Source organism: Kaistella pullorum (assembly GCF_014837035.1).
Classification (GTDB): Bacteria; Bacteroidota; Bacteroidia; order Flavobacteriales; family Weeksellaceae; genus Kaistella; species Kaistella rhinocerotis.
Genome location: NZ_JACSPS010000001.1, coordinates 931,793 through 948,259 on the forward strand (window position 1 = coordinate 931,793; position 16,467 = coordinate 948,259).

General features: G+C 41.1%; 16 protein-coding genes and 2 pseudogenes. 16 read left to right on the plus strand and 2 right to left on the minus strand.

Going from position 1 to position 16,467, the window contains the following annotated elements:
- The first annotated feature begins 46 nt into the window (after positions 1–46).
- The 5 genes from H9628_RS04335 (at position 47) to H9628_RS04355 (ending at position 4,072) form a co-directional block, all read left to right on the plus strand.
- Positions 47–880, plus strand: coding sequence for an OmpA family protein (locus H9628_RS04335; protein WP_251832885.1), 834 nt, complete (start codon positions 47–49; stop codon positions 878–880).
- 90 nt (positions 881–970) lie between these two features.
- Positions 971–1,618: an O-methyltransferase gene (locus H9628_RS04340; protein WP_251832886.1), complete on the plus strand. Its 648-nt coding sequence runs from the start codon at positions 971–973 to the stop codon at positions 1,616–1,618.
- A 9-nt stretch (positions 1,619–1,627) separates the two neighbouring features.
- Positions 1,628–2,335 (plus strand): C40 family peptidase, encoded by a 708-nt coding sequence (locus H9628_RS04345; protein ID WP_251832887.1) that lies wholly within the window; start codon positions 1,628–1,630, stop codon positions 2,333–2,335.
- Between the two features lie 12 nt (positions 2,336–2,347).
- Complete coding sequence (locus H9628_RS04350) at positions 2,348–2,818, plus strand: DUF1648 domain-containing protein (protein ID WP_251832888.1); 471 nt, start codon at positions 2,348–2,350, stop codon at positions 2,816–2,818.
- Positions 2,819–2,836: 18 nt separating this feature from the next.
- Positions 2,837–4,072 carry a 3-deoxy-D-manno-octulosonic acid transferase gene (locus H9628_RS04355; RefSeq protein WP_251832889.1) on the plus strand — a complete coding sequence of 412 codons (1,236 nt, stop codon included), beginning with the start codon at positions 2,837–2,839 and terminating at the stop codon, positions 4,070–4,072.
- On the opposite strand, the gene H9628_RS04360 is transcribed toward H9628_RS04355, so the two are convergent.
- On the minus strand, positions 4,064–4,675 hold the full coding sequence (locus H9628_RS04360) for a deoxyuridine 5'-triphosphate nucleotidohydrolase (RefSeq protein ID WP_251832890.1): 612 nt from the start codon (positions 4,673–4,675) through the stop codon (positions 4,064–4,066). The two genes, H9628_RS04355 and H9628_RS04360, sit on opposite strands and share 9 nt — an antisense overlap.
- A complete protein-coding gene (locus H9628_RS04365) occupies positions 4,675–5,427 on the minus strand; it encodes a glycosyltransferase family 2 protein (RefSeq protein ID WP_251832891.1) in 753 nt (250 codons plus the stop codon). Before H9628_RS04365 ends, H9628_RS04360 begins: the two co-directional genes overlap by 1 nt.
- Before the next feature lie 94 nt (positions 5,428–5,521).
- Here H9628_RS04365 and H9628_RS04370 point away from each other — a divergent pair, with 94 nt between their 5' ends.
- The 11 genes and pseudogenes from H9628_RS04370 to H9628_RS11975 all read left to right on the plus strand — a co-directional run.
- Entirely contained in the window at positions 5,522–6,046 is a 525-nt protein-coding gene (locus tag H9628_RS04370; RefSeq protein WP_251832892.1) for a lipocalin-like domain-containing protein, read from the plus strand.
- Between the two features lie 140 nt (positions 6,047–6,186).
- Entirely contained in the window at positions 6,187–9,000 is a 2,814-nt protein-coding gene (gene leuS, locus H9628_RS04375; RefSeq protein WP_251832893.1) for a leucine--tRNA ligase, read from the plus strand.
- Positions 9,001–9,256: 256 nt separating this feature from the next.
- The gene (locus H9628_RS04380) at positions 9,257–10,123 is read left to right on the plus strand and encodes a MotA/TolQ/ExbB proton channel family protein (RefSeq protein WP_251832894.1); all 867 of its coding nucleotides are present in this window, start codon (positions 9,257–9,259) and stop codon (positions 10,121–10,123) included.
- Between the two features lie 91 nt (positions 10,124–10,214).
- Positions 10,215–10,817: an ExbD/TolR family protein gene (locus H9628_RS04385; RefSeq protein WP_251832895.1), complete on the plus strand. Its 603-nt coding sequence runs from the start codon at positions 10,215–10,217 to the stop codon at positions 10,815–10,817.
- Positions 10,818–10,824: 7 nt separating this feature from the next.
- Positions 10,825–11,400, plus strand: a complete 576-nt coding sequence (locus tag H9628_RS04390; RefSeq protein WP_251832896.1) for an ExbD/TolR family protein — start codon at positions 10,825–10,827, stop codon at positions 11,398–11,400.
- A 22-nt stretch (positions 11,401–11,422) separates the two neighbouring features.
- Entirely contained in the window at positions 11,423–12,262 is an 840-nt protein-coding gene (locus H9628_RS04395) for an energy transducer TonB (RefSeq protein WP_251832897.1), read from the plus strand.
- Between the two features lie 75 nt (positions 12,263–12,337).
- Entirely contained in the window at positions 12,338–12,535 is a 198-nt protein-coding gene (locus H9628_RS04400) for a C4-dicarboxylate ABC transporter (protein WP_251832898.1), read from the plus strand.
- Entirely contained in the window at positions 12,525–13,394 is an 870-nt protein-coding gene (locus H9628_RS04405) for a PstS family phosphate ABC transporter substrate-binding protein (RefSeq protein WP_251832899.1), read from the plus strand. The genes H9628_RS04400 and H9628_RS04405 overlap by 11 nt, the downstream gene beginning before the upstream one ends.
- 105 nt (positions 13,395–13,499) lie before the next feature.
- On the plus strand, positions 13,500–15,161 hold the full coding sequence (locus H9628_RS04410; RefSeq protein WP_251832900.1) for a tetratricopeptide repeat protein: 1,662 nt from the start codon (positions 13,500–13,502) through the stop codon (positions 15,159–15,161).
- 123 nt (positions 15,162–15,284) lie between these two features.
- Positions 15,285–15,590, plus strand: a pseudogene (locus tag H9628_RS11970) (retropepsin-like aspartic protease family protein); the annotation flags it as partial.
- 105 nt (positions 15,591–15,695) lie between these two features.
- A pseudogene (locus H9628_RS11975) lies at positions 15,696–16,136 on the plus strand (tetratricopeptide repeat protein); the annotation flags it as partial.
- Positions 16,137–16,467 lie beyond the last annotated feature (331 nt).

The following is a 16,467-nucleotide window of genomic DNA, read 5'->3' on the forward strand; positions in this document are numbered from 1 at the left end:
CGTTTAAAATGAAATCTCTACTTTTGAAACAACTAAAAATATACTTATGAGAACAGGAAAAATTTTTGCGATCGTGATGATGGCTCTCACGCTGACATCATGTGTAAGCAGGAAGCAGTTTGACGCATTAAACGAAAATTACAACCAATGTATCACAAATATCGGTGAAAGACAGCGTGAAATTCAGGACCTTAAATCATTGAATTCGGGTTTGACAAGTGAAAACAACCTGTTGAAAAGCCAAAACGAAGCCCTTAAATCTTCGTTGGATGCGTGTCTGTCTAATACCGGCAAAGGTTCCGCAAATATTGATAAGCTGATTGGCGAGATCAATGCCTCAAACAAATACATCAAACAACTCATCTCTACCAACGCGAAAAACGACAGCCTAAACCTTGCGCTGTCTAACAAACTTAAGCGTTCTCTTGATAACATTGCAGATAACGATGTTCAGGTAAAAGTGCTGAAAGGCGTGGTGATGATCTCACTTAGCGACAAAATGCTTTACAGAACCGGAGATTATAATGTTTTGCCGGCTGCGCAGGATGTTTTGGGCAAAGTAGCACAGGTGATCAATGATTACGATACTTATTCTGTACTGATCGAAGGTAACACAGACAATGTGCCGCTTAATTCTTCCACTCTGCCGAAAGACAACTGGGATCTGTCTGCGCTTAGAGCAACTTCTATGGCCAAAATCCTTCAGACAAAATTTGGCGTGAATCCTGCGAGAATCACTGCAGGTGGACGCAGCGAATACAACCCTAAAACCACCAACGCTTCTGTAAGCGGAAGAGCGGAAAACAGAAGAACTGAAATCATCATCATGCCGAAACTTGATGAATTCATGAAACTGATGGACATCGCACCGGTGAAATAATCGGGATTCAAAAGAACAAAAACGTCGCGCGGGTGAGTCCGGGCGGCGTTTTTTGTTTTTAAAGCTTTAAATTTGAAAAAAATAGAATGAATGAGTTTTTTTGAAGAAAACTGTCCTGAGATGGACCGCTATTTAGAAATCCATGCTTCCCGGGAACCCGAAATCATGAAAAGGCTGCGCCAGGAAACATACCGCAAAACTACGCAGCCACATATGATCTCCGGTTATCAGCAAGGTAGGCTGCTCACGATAATTTCGAAGATGATGCGTCCGAAAAAGGTTTTAGAGATCGGTACTTTTACCGGTTACGCCACGCTTTGCCTTGCTGAAGGTCTGCACAAAGACGGAAAAATAATCACACTTGATGTAAACGAAGAATTAGAATACCTGCCACGAAAATATTTTAACGAAAGTGAATTTTCAGCACAGATTGATTTCCGCATTCAGGACGCCAAAGATTTCCTTAAAGAAACCGATATGGTTTTCGATCTGGTATTCATTGACGCAGACAAGGAAAACTATGTAGAATATTTTAATCTGATCAAGCCAAAGTTGCGTTCCGGCTCGGTGGTGCTTTTTGACAATGTACTATGGTACGGGAAAGTACTTGATGAGAGCCCAAAACAGAAATCAACACAAAAAATTAAAGAACTCAACGATTTGGTTGCGGCTCATGACGATTTCGAAAATCTTATTTTACCTTTGCGTGACGGGGTAAATTTAATCCGGAAAATATAAGTTCTGCCTATGAAAAGAGCGGTTTGCAACGTTTCAGTAGCGCCTTTGCGCGGAGAAAATTCGCATCAGTCGGAGATGGTTTCTCAGCTGCTGTACGGAGAAAACGTTGAGATTTTAGAAACGCTGGGCGGTTTTTCAAAAATCCGGATGGATTTTGATCAGTATGAAGGTTGGGTAGATTCTAAGCAAATTAATACGTTCGATTCTGGAGATTCAAATAGCATAATAATTACTGATAATTTTATTTCAACAGAACTTCCCGAAGGTAAGATTCTGTTATCTGCAGGAAGTGAAGTTGATGTAAAATATTTATCGCATGCTCAAAATACGGTATCCTCAATAAGCGAAACTGCCTTGTCATTTTTGAATGTGCCGTATCTGTGGAGTGGTAGAAGCTATTTCGGTATAGATTGTAGCGGATTTACACAAATCGTATATAAAATTCACGGTTGCAAGCTTCCGCGCGATGCGTATCAGCAGGCTGAGATTGGCAGTGTGCTTGATTTTATTGAAGAAAGTGAGCCCGGCGATTTGGCATTTTTTGATGACCAGGAAGGTAAAATCACGCATGTAGGGATGATGCTCGAAGACCAGAAAATCATCCATGCCTATGGAAAGGTACGCATCGATACGCTGGATTCTCTTGGGATATTCAATAAAGACCTTAACAGGCACACCCACAAACTGCGCTTCGTGAAAAGAATGCAGCGCGATTAAAAAATAATAGCAGTGAAATATGTTTCTCTCATTTTACGCATTATTTCATTTATAATCCTGATCGGCGTCTGGGCTTACACCGCCTTGAATTTTGAGCATTTGCCAGATCAGATTCCTGTTCATTACGATTTTTCAGGTTCTCCGGACCGATATGGTTCGCGCCACTCAATTTGGTTACTTTTATCGATTAATACTGCCGTTTTTATCTTCCTGAATTATCTGTTCCGAAACACCGATTCAGGTTTGCTTAATATTCCGGATAATATCCGCCAGAATAAACCTTTAACTCAGTTGATTGTCTGCATTTTAATGATTTTGGTGGTTACGCTTTTCGCGATAATTGCATTTGAAAGTATTCAGGCCGGCCTGGGAAATGCTGAAGGGTTAAGTTCTGCGATCAGTTATCTGCTCGGATTTTGCCTCGTGCTTGTTGTGGCAATCTTAATTTATTCGGCAAGGATCAGTAAAAACCAAGCTGGTTAACTTTTAAAGAAAATACTGTTGAAAACCATCTACAACATATTCGTAAGTCTGCTGATAACCGCCATGAAGATTGGCGCGGTTTTCAACTATAAACTCAAGAAAGGTCTGGCCGGCAGAAGACAGAGCTGTGATGTGGTGCAAAATGTTTTTTCGCCGCAAGACCGCGTGATCTGGATGCATGCTGCCAGCCTCGGCGAATATGAGCAGGGTTTGCCGGTTCTTGAAAGATTAAAAACAGAATTTCCCGAACACAAGATTTTAGTTACATTTTTTTCGCCCTCTGGTTATGATAATGTCATTCGGAAAAACCACTTTGCTGATGCTGTATGTTATCTGCCGTTCGATACAGATAAGTGGGTGAGCGAATTTGTGAATAATTTTACACCCGAAATTTTCATTACCGTAAAATACGAGTACTGGTACAATCTTCTCGATATTTTAAAGAAACGTAACGTAAAAATTTACGTGATTTCCGCGCTGTTTTACGAAACACAGGTCTTCTTCAAAGCCTATGGGAAATGGTTTGTTCGTCAGCTCAAAAACAATGTCGACTGGTTTTTTCATCAGACTCCGCAGTCTACTGCTCTCGCGAAAGGACTTGGCCTGAAAAACTCTTCAACAGCCGGCGACACACGCTTTGACAGGGTGAAGAAATTGCGTGGCCAGGATAATTTTGTGGATTGTATCGATGATTTTATACAAAGCCGGAAAGTGGTTGTCTTCGGAAGCTCGTGGGAATCTGAGGAAAGGCTGGTAGAACTTTTGATTTCAAAAAACCGCGAGGTGAAAATCATCATTGCGCCGCATGACCTGAAACGTGTGCCCGCGATCCGCCAACTATTTCCATCGGCGGTTCTCTATTCGGAATTTGAAAATTCCACACTTGCACAATTTACCAATGCTCAGATTTTAATAATAGATTGCATCGGACTGCTTCAAAAACTTTACTCCTACGCAGATGTAGCGGTAGTTGGCGGTGGTTTTCACACCAAAGGTCTGCACAACATCCTGGAGGCTGCAGCTTTTGGCGTTCCCGTGCTGTTTGGCGACCAGTTCCGCAAAAATCCTGAGGCCGATGGTTTGATTGCAATCTCCGGTGCAAAATGTTTCGAAGATGAATTCTTTGCAGCGCCGTATTTGCTCGAACTTCTTCGGAATGATGAACTTAGGCGACAAATCGGCGAGAACGCGCGGCGTTTCATAGATTCACAACCGAATGCCACACAAGCTATTTTGTCGAAAATCTTATCTTAAAAATCCGTCGCTTTTCAGATCTTTCAGAATAATGGCAATATGTTCGGGGATGTTTTCCGGATGCAACCAGTTTAAATCGAGGCCGTGCTGCAAGGCGAGCTGCGCAAGTTCAGTGTTTTTGAGGATCGATTCGTGGAGATTTTCAAAGTATACGTTCAGTTCTATAAAATAATCTGAATCCAGTTTTTGGGTGAGTACCAGCGTCCTGAAAATTTTATTAAGCAGATAAATATAAAGCTTGTAGCCATCGCGGAAGTGCGTGGCGAGCGCTAAAATCTCATTGATTAGGAGCAGATTCAACGAAACCTCGCCGAATTTGTCCGAAGTTATCTTTACGTGTTCGGTGATTTTTGCGCTGATTTTGCGGATTAGCCGCAGAAAATGTTTGGCATTCTTTATATAATTTGACGCCGCTGCGACCTCTTCCTTTACTGAATCTTCCAGTTGCGCCCGTTTCTCATCCTGAGTTTCGGGATCGATGAGTTCAAAATATAATTTTTCGGAAAGAATTCTGTCCTTTTTCAGTAAGCGTATGATCAGCCTGTCTTTTTCAACCGACGAAAACGCGCTTATGGCCTGCTTAAATTCTTTTGAGTACTCCATCAGTTAAAAAATTTAGAATATTTCAGGAAACCGTTCAGCGCCCATTGTGCGGTGTAAAACCCCGATTTTAAAGTGTTGAATCTCATATGGTCTCTGTAAACCAAATATTGGTCTTTGATGATCGATGATTTCCGCCGCGAGATTCCGTTGCTGTGCATCCGGTATTTTGCCATGGTTTTGTTTAATGGTTTGGCTGTCGGGATTTTTTTCAAAAGATTAAGCCACATTACGTGGTCTTCGCGCTTGCTGCCGTTTGGGAAATATTCAATACCGACACGACGCGAATCATACATTGAACTTAAAAGTGAAAGTCTGCAAGTCTTCAGCAAACTGTGAAAATCAACTTCTTTGTCCGCTTTGAAATCAGCGAGGATGGGTGTTAGATTTTCTTCACACCGCGCGTAATTCGAATAGGCCAGTTCTGCGTTTTCCTGTTTTAAAAACTGCACCATTTCCAGCAGAAAATTGGGTTCCCAGAAATCATCTGAATCCAGAAAAGTGATATAGCGGCCCGTTGCTTTTGAAAGTGAAATATTCCGGGCATGACCGGCGCCACCGTTAGTTTCAGAGAAAGTCAGTTTGATACGCGGGTCTTTACATTTACGAAGAATTGCCACCGAATCATCGCTGGAGGCGTCATCGGTAATCAGCCATTCAAAATCGGTGAAGGTCTGGTTCAGGACACAGCCGATTGTTTGCTTTAAGAATTTTGAAGAATTGTAAACGGGCGTGATGATTGAAACTTCCGGCATCTAATTATGTTTGGACAAAGATATCAATATCGCGTAAGTATTGCTGGCATAATACTTGGAAACCTTTTTTGATAATCCACAAAATCAAAATGTCATGAAAAATTATTTTAACAGCTCAAAAACTAATAGTTCCTGGCTTTTTTACCTTAAATTTCCTGTGCTGGCGCTTCTGGCCATCCTTACTTTATCCGCTTGCAGAAGCGATGACGACGAAGACATCGATATCCCCGAAAACACAATCGTGGGAATTTGGCAACCTTATAAATTATCACAAACTGCCACGCTAAGCAGCGGAGCTTATGTTAACGATGTAGCGTACACAAGTTGCCAGCAACGCGGAAGAATCATTTTTAACATGGACGGAACGGCTACGGCCAAGACTTACGGTGAAACAGGAGGTACGTGTGTACTGCAGGATGAAAGCAATTTCAGCTATACTTTTAATCCGGTGACGATGGAATTTAGTATTACAGACGCTGCTGGTGTCAAACAGACCGGTTTGGTGAAAACGCTTACTGACAGCGAACTCGTTTATGAAGTTTCCGGCACTTATACCTTCCAGGGCGAGCCAAATGTCAAGGTGACGACGACGGTTACGGCCCGACGCGCTAAAGATTAAAGCCAGCAGGCTTCAAAACATTAGGTCCCCACTTCCCGAGTGGGGATTTCTCGTGTGAAAGTGCTATTTTTGTGGGATGTGATTTCTGCAGCAGATTCACATCTTTTAAAGGAAAATTTAAACGAAAACAAACTTCATTAATGTTTTACGACCATCAATCGATTGAAAAAAAGTGGCAAAAGTTCTGGCACGAAAATCAGACATTCCGCACCGAAAATACTACGGAAAAACCAAAGTTTTACGTGCTCGATATGTTTCCGTATCCGTCAGGTGCAGGTTTGCATGTAGGGCATCCACTAGGATATATCGCGTCTGATATCTATGCGAGATACAAAAGGCACAAAGGTTTCAATGTGCTGCATCCGGTAGGTTATGACAGTTTTGGTTTGCCAGCCGAGCAGTATGCCATTCAAACCGGTACACATCCGGCGGTCACGACGGAGCAGAACATTACCAGATACGAAGAGCAGTTGCGTAAAATAGGTTTCTCATTCGACTGGAGCCGCGAAGTCCGCACTTCAGATCCATCCTACTATAAATGGACGCAGTGGATCTTCATCGAACTTTTTAATTCGTGGTACAATAAAACCACCGATAAAGCGGAGCCGATAAGCAGTTTGATTGAATATTTTGAACAAAACGGTTCGCAAAATCTTTATGCGACGCAAACTGAAGAACTAAACTTTACTGCAGAGGAGTGGAATACTGCTTCCGAACTTGATAAACAGGACATCCTCTTGAACTACCGTTTGGCCTACCGCGCCGAAACAACAGTAAACTGGTGCCCGGGGTTGGGAACTGTGTTGGCGAATGATGAGGTAAAAGACGGCAAATCTGAGCGTGGCGGTTTTCCGGTATTCCAAAAGAAAATGATGCAGTGGAGTATGCGTATTACCGCGTATTCTGAAAGACTTTTGCAGGCTTTGCAGCATATTGACTGGCCACAGCCGCTTAAAGATGCGCAGGAATACTGGATCGGGAAATCTGTCGGTGCAAAAGTAGATTTTAAAGTTGACGGATCTGATGCCAATATTTCGGTGTTCACCACACGTCCGGATACTATTTTTGGTGCAACCTTCATGGTTTTGGCGCCTGAAAACCCGCTTGTGGAGGCCCTTACGGCTGCAGCCAACAAGGCGGAAGTAGAAAAATACATTTTAAAAACATCAAAGAAAACCGAACGCGACCGGATGGCGGACGTGAAAAACGTAAGCGGAGCCTTCACGGGTGCATATGCGATGAATCCGTTCACACAGCAGAAAATGAAGGTTTATATTTCAGATTACGTTTTGATGGGTTATGGAACTGGCGCTGTGATGGCAGTTCCGGCACACGACGAACGTGACCACCGTTTTGCGAAAAAGTTTGGTTTGGAAATCCGAAATGTCATTAAAAATGATCAGGATATCAATGAAGCTTCATTTGATTCTAAGGATTCTGTTTGCGTCAACTCAGGTTTTTTGGATGGTCTGAATTTTAATGATGCTAAAAAAGCAATCATTCAAAAGATTGAAGAACTCGGAATTGGTCATGGAACAACCAATTACCGCCAGCGCGACGCCATTTTTTCACGTCAGCGCTACTGGGGAGAGCCGGTTCCGGTTTATTACAAAGACGGTATGCCGTATACTTTGCCCATTTCAGCTTTGCCGTTGGAACTTCCGGAAGTGGAGAAATATTTGCCTACTGAAGACGGTGATCCGCCTTTGGGCAATGCCAAAACATTCGCCTGGAATGAAGCTACACAGGAAATTGTAGATACGGACCTGATTGATAATCTTACCATTTTTCCGTTAGAACTTTCTACAATGCCGGGTTGGGCAGGGAGTTCGTGGTATTTCCTGCGCTATATGGATCCTGAGAACGATGAGGTTTTCACGGAAAAAGACCTTTCGGATTATTGGGGTCAGGTTGATTTGTATATTGGTGGCAGTGAGCACGCAACGGGACATTTGCTGTACTCGCGTTTCTGGAATATGTTCTTGAAGGACCGCGGATATATCAATAATGATGAGCCTTTCAAAAAACTGATCAACCAGGGAATGATCTTGGGGATGAGTGCGTTTGTTTACCGAATTGAGGGTTCAAACAAATTCGTGTCTAAAAATGCTGCGCAAGAGCATCAAACCCAAAAAATTCACGTGGACGTTTCCTTATTAAAAGGAACAACAGACGAACTCGATATCGAGAAATTTAAAAACTGGCGTCCGGAATTTGCTGACGCTGAATTCATTTTGGAGGACGGCAAATACATCTGCGAGCGCGAGGTGGAGAAGATGTCGAAGTCTAAATACAACGTCGTGAATCCGGACGATATCTGCGAAGAATACGGCGCTGACTGTTTAAGACTCTATGAAATGTTCCTTGGACCATTAGAACAGTCCAAACCATGGAATACGCAGGGTTTGAGTGGTGTTTACGGTTTCCTGAAGAAATTCTATAATCTTTATTTTGACGGAGATAGCTTCAATGTTTCAGATGAAGAGCCAACTAAAGAAGAATATAAGATACTACATACACTTATTAAAAAAGTGGTTTCAGACATTGATAATTTTTCATTCAATACATCTGTTTCGTCATTTATGATCGCGGTGAACGAATATCAGAAGCTGAAAACAAACAAACGGAAAATCCTGGAAGCCCTTGCAATAGTGGTTTCACCGTATGCACCGCACATTTGTGAGGATCTATGGAGCCGTCTAGGGCATTCAACTTCCATTGAGTTTGAAAATTTCCCTGAATTTGAGGAGAAATACCTTGTGGAAGATGAATTTGAATATCCTGTGAGCTTTAATGGTAAGATGAAATTTAAGCTTTCATTACCTTCAGATTTAAGCGTTGCACAAATCGAAGAAAATGTGCTGAAAGACGAGCGGGTTATTAAGCAACTGGCGGGAAATACGCCTAAAAAAATAATCGTAGTACAGAAAAAAATCGTTAATATTGTCTCATAAAAATTATTGGAAAAAAAATTTTTGTGCTGTAATCGTAAAAATCCTCCCAGATTTTACGCTTGTTTTCAAAGGTATTTTTGTAAACGCCAATTTTAAATAAAATACATTTTAAAATTTATCAAATCAATAATGGAAGCCGGGTCTTTCAAGCATTGAAAAAGCACGCATACAACGGCTTGCATTTGCACGATAAATTAATTTGACTTTAATTTACACTCGAAAAATTTAAAAAATAACAATTATAATTTAGTTTAGTATGGAAATGAATGTTTCAAACAATGGGGAGCAAGTAGTTGCTAAAAAAGTAGGAGGATTGAATCCTGCGCTAATCATACCTATTCTTATCCTGATAGGTGTGGCTATTTATTTATTTGTTTTGGGTAGTCCGGGTAACTTTAAGGCTGATCCAAGACTTGAAGGTCTTTCTTCAGTGTCATTCTCAGGTTTGGAAACAAAGGAGCTGCATCCTGACGGTTTTATGGGAATTATCTACATGGGTGGACCTATCGTACCAATCCTTATCTCTTTCATGATTATCGTAATCGTATTCTCTGTAGAGAGAGCAATGGTTCTTAGCAAGGCTTCAGGTAAAGGTAACGTAGACCAGTTTGTACTTACTGTAAGAAACCTGCTTAACCAGAATAAAGTAGACGAAGCTTTAGAAGAGTGCGACAGACAGGAAGGTTCTGTAGGTAACGTAGTGAAAGAAGGTCTTACGACTTACAAAGCTTTGGCTCACGATACAGCAATGAATAAAGAGCAGAAAATGGTAGCACTGAACAAGTCTATCGAAGAAGCTACTACGCTTGAGATGCCAATGCTTGAGAAAAACATGATGATCCTTTCAACCTTAGGTACAGTTGCAACGCTTGTAGCACTACTTGGAACGGTAATCGGGATGATCAAGGCATTTAGCGCGCTGGGTGCAGGTGGAGGGACACCAGATTCAGCAGCACTTTCTATCGGTATCTCTGAAGCACTTGTAAATACTGCATTAGGTATTGGTACATCTGCGGTTGCAATTATTCTTTATAACTATTTTACTTCTAAGATTGACGGATTAACGTTCAAAATTGATGAGATCGCAATGTCAATCCAGCAGTCATTCGCAGAATTTCACTAAGAAATCTGTGTTGAGTGCGGACCTTCATATTTAACCTGATGGTTGTGTGGTGGTCTAAAATAGTGAAGTATAATAAATAAATATAAAAATAATGGCGAGAGTCAAACCAAAAAGACATAACATAAGGGTGGATATGACGGCGATGACCGATGTATCGTTTCTACTCCTTACGTTCTTTATCCTCACGGCTCAGTTCAACGTACCCGATGTCGAGACGGTAACCACGCCATCTTCGATTTCTGAGAAGTTACTTCCAGATGCGAGTTTAATGACTGTTCTGGCTACTACTGACGGGAAATTCTATTTCACGCCGGTAGAGAACGGAACGGAAAGAATGCAGCTACTCGATAAGATGGGAGCAAAATATGGAATGAGTTTCACTAACCAGGAGAAAGTGAACTTCGCAAATATTCAGTCTGTAGGCGTGCCTATGAACCAGCTGAAAGGATATCTGAACCTGTCTGATGAAGAGCGTAAAGCTTACAAAAGTCCCAACGGGGTTCCGATGGACAGCACAAACAAGCAGGTAATCGATTGGGTACAGCAAAGCTTAGCCGTTAACCCCGACTATAAGTTGGCGATCAAGGGCGATGTTCAGACAGAATATCCAAAAGTAAAATCTCTGTTCGAAGGATTGCGTGATATAGATTTCTTGAAATTCTGGTTAATCACAAGTCAGGAGACAGCACAATAATAAAGAAATGGCAGAAGTACAAGTAAAAGATAGCAGCGGGAAAGGTGGCAAGGTGCGCTCGCAGAAGCAGCCGCCCCACGTAGACCTTACCCCAATGGTGGATTTGGCGTTCCTTTTGATTACATTCTTTATGTTGGTTACCACGTTTAACAAACCGAATGTGATGGATTTGGGCCTTCCGGCAAAGCCTAAAGAAGACATGCCTAAACCACAGCAAACTGAAATCGACCTTTCAAACTCGATTTCATTAATCATAGGAAAAGACAACAGGATTTTCTATCATCAGCTTGATCAGGCGGGTCTCAACGAGCAGACGCTTCAGGAAACATCTTTTGATAGAGAAGGGATTACAAAAGTAATCGAGCAGGCAAAAGCAAGAGCTAAAGATCAAAGTAAATTCACTGTGATCATTAAACCTACTGACGATGCCGTATATAAGAACTTTGTAGACATTCTGGATGAAATGGCTATTACCAAGAACGAAATCTACGGTATTACCGATGTGAAACCTTGGGAGCAGGCTATTTATGACAGAAAGGTAGGAGGAGCAGCACCGGCTGCACCGGCTGCGGATACAAATTAATCGTAGTAAATAAAGAAGAAAAATGGCAGAAGATAACGCATACAATAGCAATCTTACATTAGATGAAATTGTATTTGAGAACAGAAATAAAGCATATGGCGCTTATGATCTGCGGACGAACTACAGGTACGTGCTCACAAAGTCATTTATTTTTGGAACCATACTTTTCCTCGTAGCAGCTTTGACTCCGTTTGTGATCATGAAGATCCAGGAGATGAATGCTAAAGAATCTACCGAAGTGAATGCCAATCTGATTGACATCATAGAGGAAGAGCCAATTATCGAAGAGATAAAAGAGGAAGAACCACCACCGCCGCCACCACCGCCAAAAGAGGAGCCTCAGCAGGAAATCATCCAGAACGTGGTACCGGAGCCGGTGAAAGCGCCGAAAGTGGAAACACCGCCGCCGCCAATTACTAAGCAATTAGAAACAACAACAGGTTTGGTAAACCAGGAAGGTGTAAAAACACCGACCTACGCACCGCCGCCACCGCCACCGGGTCCTACAAGATCCACTACTGTGGAAGTGAAGCCTCAGGTTTCAGAAACACAAGTTTACACGGAGGTTGAGCAGCTGGCTGAATTCCCTGGAGGTATTAACTCGTTCAGAAGTAAAGTTCAGAACAGTTTTGATGGTTCGGTGATGGATGGTGATGAAGGGACTGTAAGAACTGAAATTACTTTCGTTGTGGAACGTGACGGCACTATTACTGATGTGAAAGCTAATGGCAGCAATAGGGATTTCAACGCGGAAGCAATACGTACAGTAAAATCTATTAAGAATAAATGGGCGCCTGCAAAAATCAATGGTCAGGCAGTTCGATACAGATTCAGGATGCCTCTTACGATGCAGTTTGAATAATAATCTTAATAAAGTTTAACATTATTTAAAAGAGAAGCACACTGCTTCTCTTTTTTATTTTCTTTATTTTTGTCTATGATCTTTAATTGGCTGTCCCTGATAACCGGAATGTTTTATATCATTTTGGGTATTGTGGTGATTATTTATAAATTCTTTATTATTTACCTCGAACCACTTATCGCATATTCGCTGGGTGCATTGTTAATACTCTACGGTTTGTTCAGAATTGGCCGTGCAATCTACAGATTACGACAGGATAGAAATGAAGTATAGAATCATATTATTAATAGCGCTTTTCACACTCGCGTCATCATGTAAGAAAAATGAACGTGTGATAGACGATCCCAGCCAGGGAACCATAACGATCGCGGCGGATGAATCTTTCCAGAGCGTTATAGAAGCACTCACCAGTCGCTACATGGCTCTTAACCCCGCTACCAAGATTAATGTTGAAATAAAGAAGGAAGATTTAGCCTTTTTGGATTTGTTGGAAAACAAGGTTCGCGCTATCGTGTTATCCCGAGATCTTACCGTCCGTGAAAAGAAGGCATTCAAAGACAAAATTGATCTGGAAATCCAGCCGGCAAAATTTGCTGTTGATGCCGTAGTATTTGTTGTGGCCAAGAACTCTCCTTTAACTTCTGTCTCTTTGGAGCATCTTAAAAGTGAGCTTCTATCCGATGAGAAAAATATTATTTTCGATGGAGCCAATGCCAGCAACCTCAATTTTGTAGCGCAGAAGTTTAAAATGTTGCCGTCAGACCTTAAGTTTTCGGTGATCGCTGGTAACCGCAATATTATTCAACAAATCAACAATTACCCTGGTAAGATCGGTGTAGTGAGTTTGAATACACTTAGCCGGCCATATGATAAGGAGTCAGAGGAATTACGGAATTCAGTAAAAATACTTGGGGTAGAATCTGAAGGAAAAGTTTACTCACCCGATATTACTACGCTTCGGAATATGTCTTATCCATTTACGCGGGTTTTGTATTTCATTACCAATGAACCCTATTATGGATTAGGTAATGGCTTGATCAGGTTTTCCTGCCAGCAACTCGGGCAGATTGTTGTGCAAAAAGAAGGCTTGCAGCCATACAACATTATTCCGCGGGAAGTCCAGATGCGTTGAGCATAGTTTAGCCACAGATTCGTGACCTTGATTAATGGTACGATAGTTGGAAATATTATCGGAACGGAATCATAACGTTTAACAAATTAAAAATTAAGAATAAAGATGAATGTATCAAAGAAAGTTGCCCTAGGAATTGCAACGGTTTTCTTTTCGAATTTTGCGTTTTCACAGACCCTTCAGGAAGGGATTGCGAATGCAGATAGCCATAAATATGCAAAGGCCAAGTCCGTATTCACAGAGATGATCGCAAAATCACCTACGGCAGAGAATTATTTTTACTTAGGAAATTCATATCTCACGCAGTTTGAACCCAATTTCGAACTAGCGCAGGAAAACTTTAATAAAGGTTTAGCAGCAGATAAAAAGAGCAATCTTAATAAAATAGGTCTTGCCTCAGTGAAATTGGGCAAGGGAGATAAGTCCGGCATCACTGAGATCCAAAATATTGTAAAGGATGCACGTGATAAAGATGCGGAAGTATTGTACCGCGCAGCGGAAGCACTTACGCTTTTCGGTGGAGCTCCGAACGCAGATTTGGCTATTGATTATCTCAATCGGGCTGTGGAGAAATCTCAGAAAGGCGGTACGCCGGCTTATTACTATTATACTTTAGGTGATGCTTATCGCCTGAAACTTACAAATAGCCCTCAAGTTGCGGGATCAGCGATGACAGCTTATGACAAAGCATTGCCGGTTGCAAAAAACAAAGCTTCAGTTTATACCAGAATAGGAACGTTGTGGATGCAGGCGCAGCAGTGGCAGAAAGCAAAAGAAAATATTGACCGTGCCATTTCCGCCGATCCATCTTTTGCGCCAGCTTATAAAGCAAAAGCGGCCTATAATATCAGATATCAGCAGAATGCGCTTGCAACACAAGATTTGCTTAATTATGCCAAATATGCCGACGAAGATCCGGATACTCAGCTTGAGATTTCAAAACTCTTTTTCACGAATGAAGATTACGGAAACTCGAAATTATATCTGGACAAAGTATTCGATAAAGTAAATGATCCTATTAAATTCAAGTTGCGTGCATACTTATTATATGCAGATGGAGATTATACAGGTGCGAAGTCAAGCATGGATCAGTTTTTAGCTAAAGCTGAAAAAAGCAGAGTTCAGCCAGCCGATCAGGGTTTATTAGGTCTTATTTCAGCCGGCCTGGCCGAAAAGGAATCTGATGCTGCGAAAAAATCTGCTTTGATGTCAGATGCACAGCAAAAGATTGCACTTGCGAAAGCTGCTAAGGATGAGACTTTGAACTGGGATTTGGAGCTCGTTAAGATTAAAGGTGGTGGCGGTGTAAGCCAGGCGTCTGTTGATGCTGGACCTACGAATCCACAAATAGAAGCACTTAAGAAGCAGATCGCAGAAAATCCTAACGACTCGGACGCGATTATTAAATTAGGAATTGCTTATCAGGAAGCGGAAAATTATAATGGAGCCATACTTACATGGAATAAAATGGCTGCATTGGTACCGAGCTGGGAATACTCTTACTATGCATTGGGAACTAATTATCAGCAACTGGGAAATAATGATATGGCAATTGCACAATATCAAAAATATATTGATACCTTGCTTACTAAACCCGTAGCGGAACAAGAAAAAAATAAGGTTACCCTTTCCTATGCATATTATTTAGTGGCATATTTCGTGCAAAAATCTGATCTTGTAAAGGCGAAAGATTATGCAGCAAAAGCGTCTCAGTTAAATCCTGACTACGGGGATGCAGTGAATTTAAGCAATCAATTAAATAAATAAATTTATATCTTGGCGGTAAGTCACCGCCAAGAAATCTTAAATTTTCCTGTTATGAAAGCCTATTTTTTACCTGTTTTTTTTTCTTTTATAAATGTTATTTGCTATTCGCAAACGACTATAGTAATGGAAAAAAATGGAGGTGTTTATTGGGTTCCGTGCAAAGTAAACGGTATACCATTGAAGTTTGTTTTAGATACTGGAGCTTCTGATGTTTCCATTTCTTTAACAGAAGCACTTTTTATGTTAAAAAATGGCTATATCAGCCGAGAGGACATTGGAGAGGAAATCTTTTATAGTATTGCAAACGGGGATGTTGCGACTGGGACAAAATTTAATATTAAACAGATTGAAATTGGCGGTCTGATTTTGAGCAATATTGAAGCTTCTATCGTTCATGAAAGTAATGCGCCGCTCCTTTTAGGTCAAAGTCTCATTGGAAGATTAGGTCGAATATTGTTAGACGGAAATAGATTAACGATTCTACCGTACGATAATGAACATATATCTTTTAGAAATATCAAAGCTATTGGAGCAGCAGTAGAACTAGGGCCTACAAATCCTAAAATTGAGAAGTTAAAAACAGAAGTTGCTAAGAAGCCACAAGATACAGATGCATTATTCCGATTGGCTATTGCCTATCAGGAAGCGAGCAACTGGAACGGTGCTATTTTAGCTTGGCACAAAATGAGCGGTTTATTGCCTGATTGGGCTCCTGCGTATTACAGCCAAGGATATTCTTACCAGCAGGCAGGTAATAATGAGTTAGCTAAAATAGCCTACGAAAAGTTCATTAGCACTGTAAAACCGGCAGACATGGCGGCTAATAAGGAAACACTTTCTTACGCCTACTTCGCAGTAGCCTATTTGGTAAAAGATAGTGATGTAACAAAAGCCAAGACGTATGCTGCTAAATCAGTAGAACTGAATCCAGGTTACCAGGATGCAGTAAATCTTAATAAGAGCCTGAATAAATAGAACAGGATAACAATTATAATATTAATCCCACTCTTTTTGGAGTGGGATTTTTTTTATTTATGCAGGTTTTTCTTGCATCTCTCAACTATTTTGAGGCTCTCATACCGCTTTATATAAAATAGAACTATCCGGAGTACAGAAAGAGTGAAGCCTATTTATGATCTAGGGTCTAAATTTTTCCTTCAGATATTCAGTGAGTTGTATTTTTTATATTAAATTAAAGTTACTAAAATTTGGAAAGGACTAAAAAGATGGTATCTTTGCAGTCCCAAATCGAGAGAAGGGGGAGCGCAGAAGAGCATTATTTTTAAGGGCGAAAATGTTGATAGAT

Excerpts from the sequence above, each read along its gene's own strand:
- H9628_RS04335 (WP_251832885.1), top strand. The coding sequence starts at position 47 with ATGAGAACAGGAAAAATTTTTGCGATCGTGATGATGGCTCTCACGCTG.
- H9628_RS04340 (WP_251832886.1), top strand. The coding sequence starts at position 971 with ATGAGTTTTTTTGAAGAAAACTGTCCTGAGATGGACCGCTATTTAGAA.
- H9628_RS04345 (WP_251832887.1), top strand. The coding sequence starts at position 1,628 with ATGAAAAGAGCGGTTTGCAACGTTTCAGTAGCGCCTTTGCGCGGAGAA.
- H9628_RS04360 (WP_251832890.1), bottom strand. The coding sequence starts at position 4,675 with ATGGAGTACTCAAAAGAATTTAAGCAGGCCATAAGCGCGTTTTCGTCG.
- H9628_RS04365 (WP_251832891.1), bottom strand. The coding sequence starts at position 5,427 with ATGCCGGAAGTTTCAATCATCACGCCCGTTTACAATTCTTCAAAATTC.
- H9628_RS04370 (WP_251832892.1), top strand. The coding sequence starts at position 5,522 with ATGAAAAATTATTTTAACAGCTCAAAAACTAATAGTTCCTGGCTTTTT.
- leuS (WP_251832893.1), top strand. The coding sequence starts at position 6,187 with ATGTTTTACGACCATCAATCGATTGAAAAAAAGTGGCAAAAGTTCTGG.
- H9628_RS04380 (WP_251832894.1), top strand. The coding sequence starts at position 9,257 with ATGGAAATGAATGTTTCAAACAATGGGGAGCAAGTAGTTGCTAAAAAA.
- H9628_RS04385 (WP_251832895.1), top strand. The coding sequence starts at position 10,215 with ATGGCGAGAGTCAAACCAAAAAGACATAACATAAGGGTGGATATGACG.
- H9628_RS04390 (WP_251832896.1), top strand. The coding sequence starts at position 10,825 with ATGGCAGAAGTACAAGTAAAAGATAGCAGCGGGAAAGGTGGCAAGGTG.
- H9628_RS04395 (WP_251832897.1), top strand. The coding sequence starts at position 11,423 with ATGGCAGAAGATAACGCATACAATAGCAATCTTACATTAGATGAAATT.
- H9628_RS04400 (WP_251832898.1), top strand. The coding sequence starts at position 12,338 with ATGATCTTTAATTGGCTGTCCCTGATAACCGGAATGTTTTATATCATT.
- H9628_RS04405 (WP_251832899.1), top strand. The coding sequence starts at position 12,525 with ATGAAGTATAGAATCATATTATTAATAGCGCTTTTCACACTCGCGTCA.
- H9628_RS04410 (WP_251832900.1), top strand. The coding sequence starts at position 13,500 with ATGAATGTATCAAAGAAAGTTGCCCTAGGAATTGCAACGGTTTTCTTT.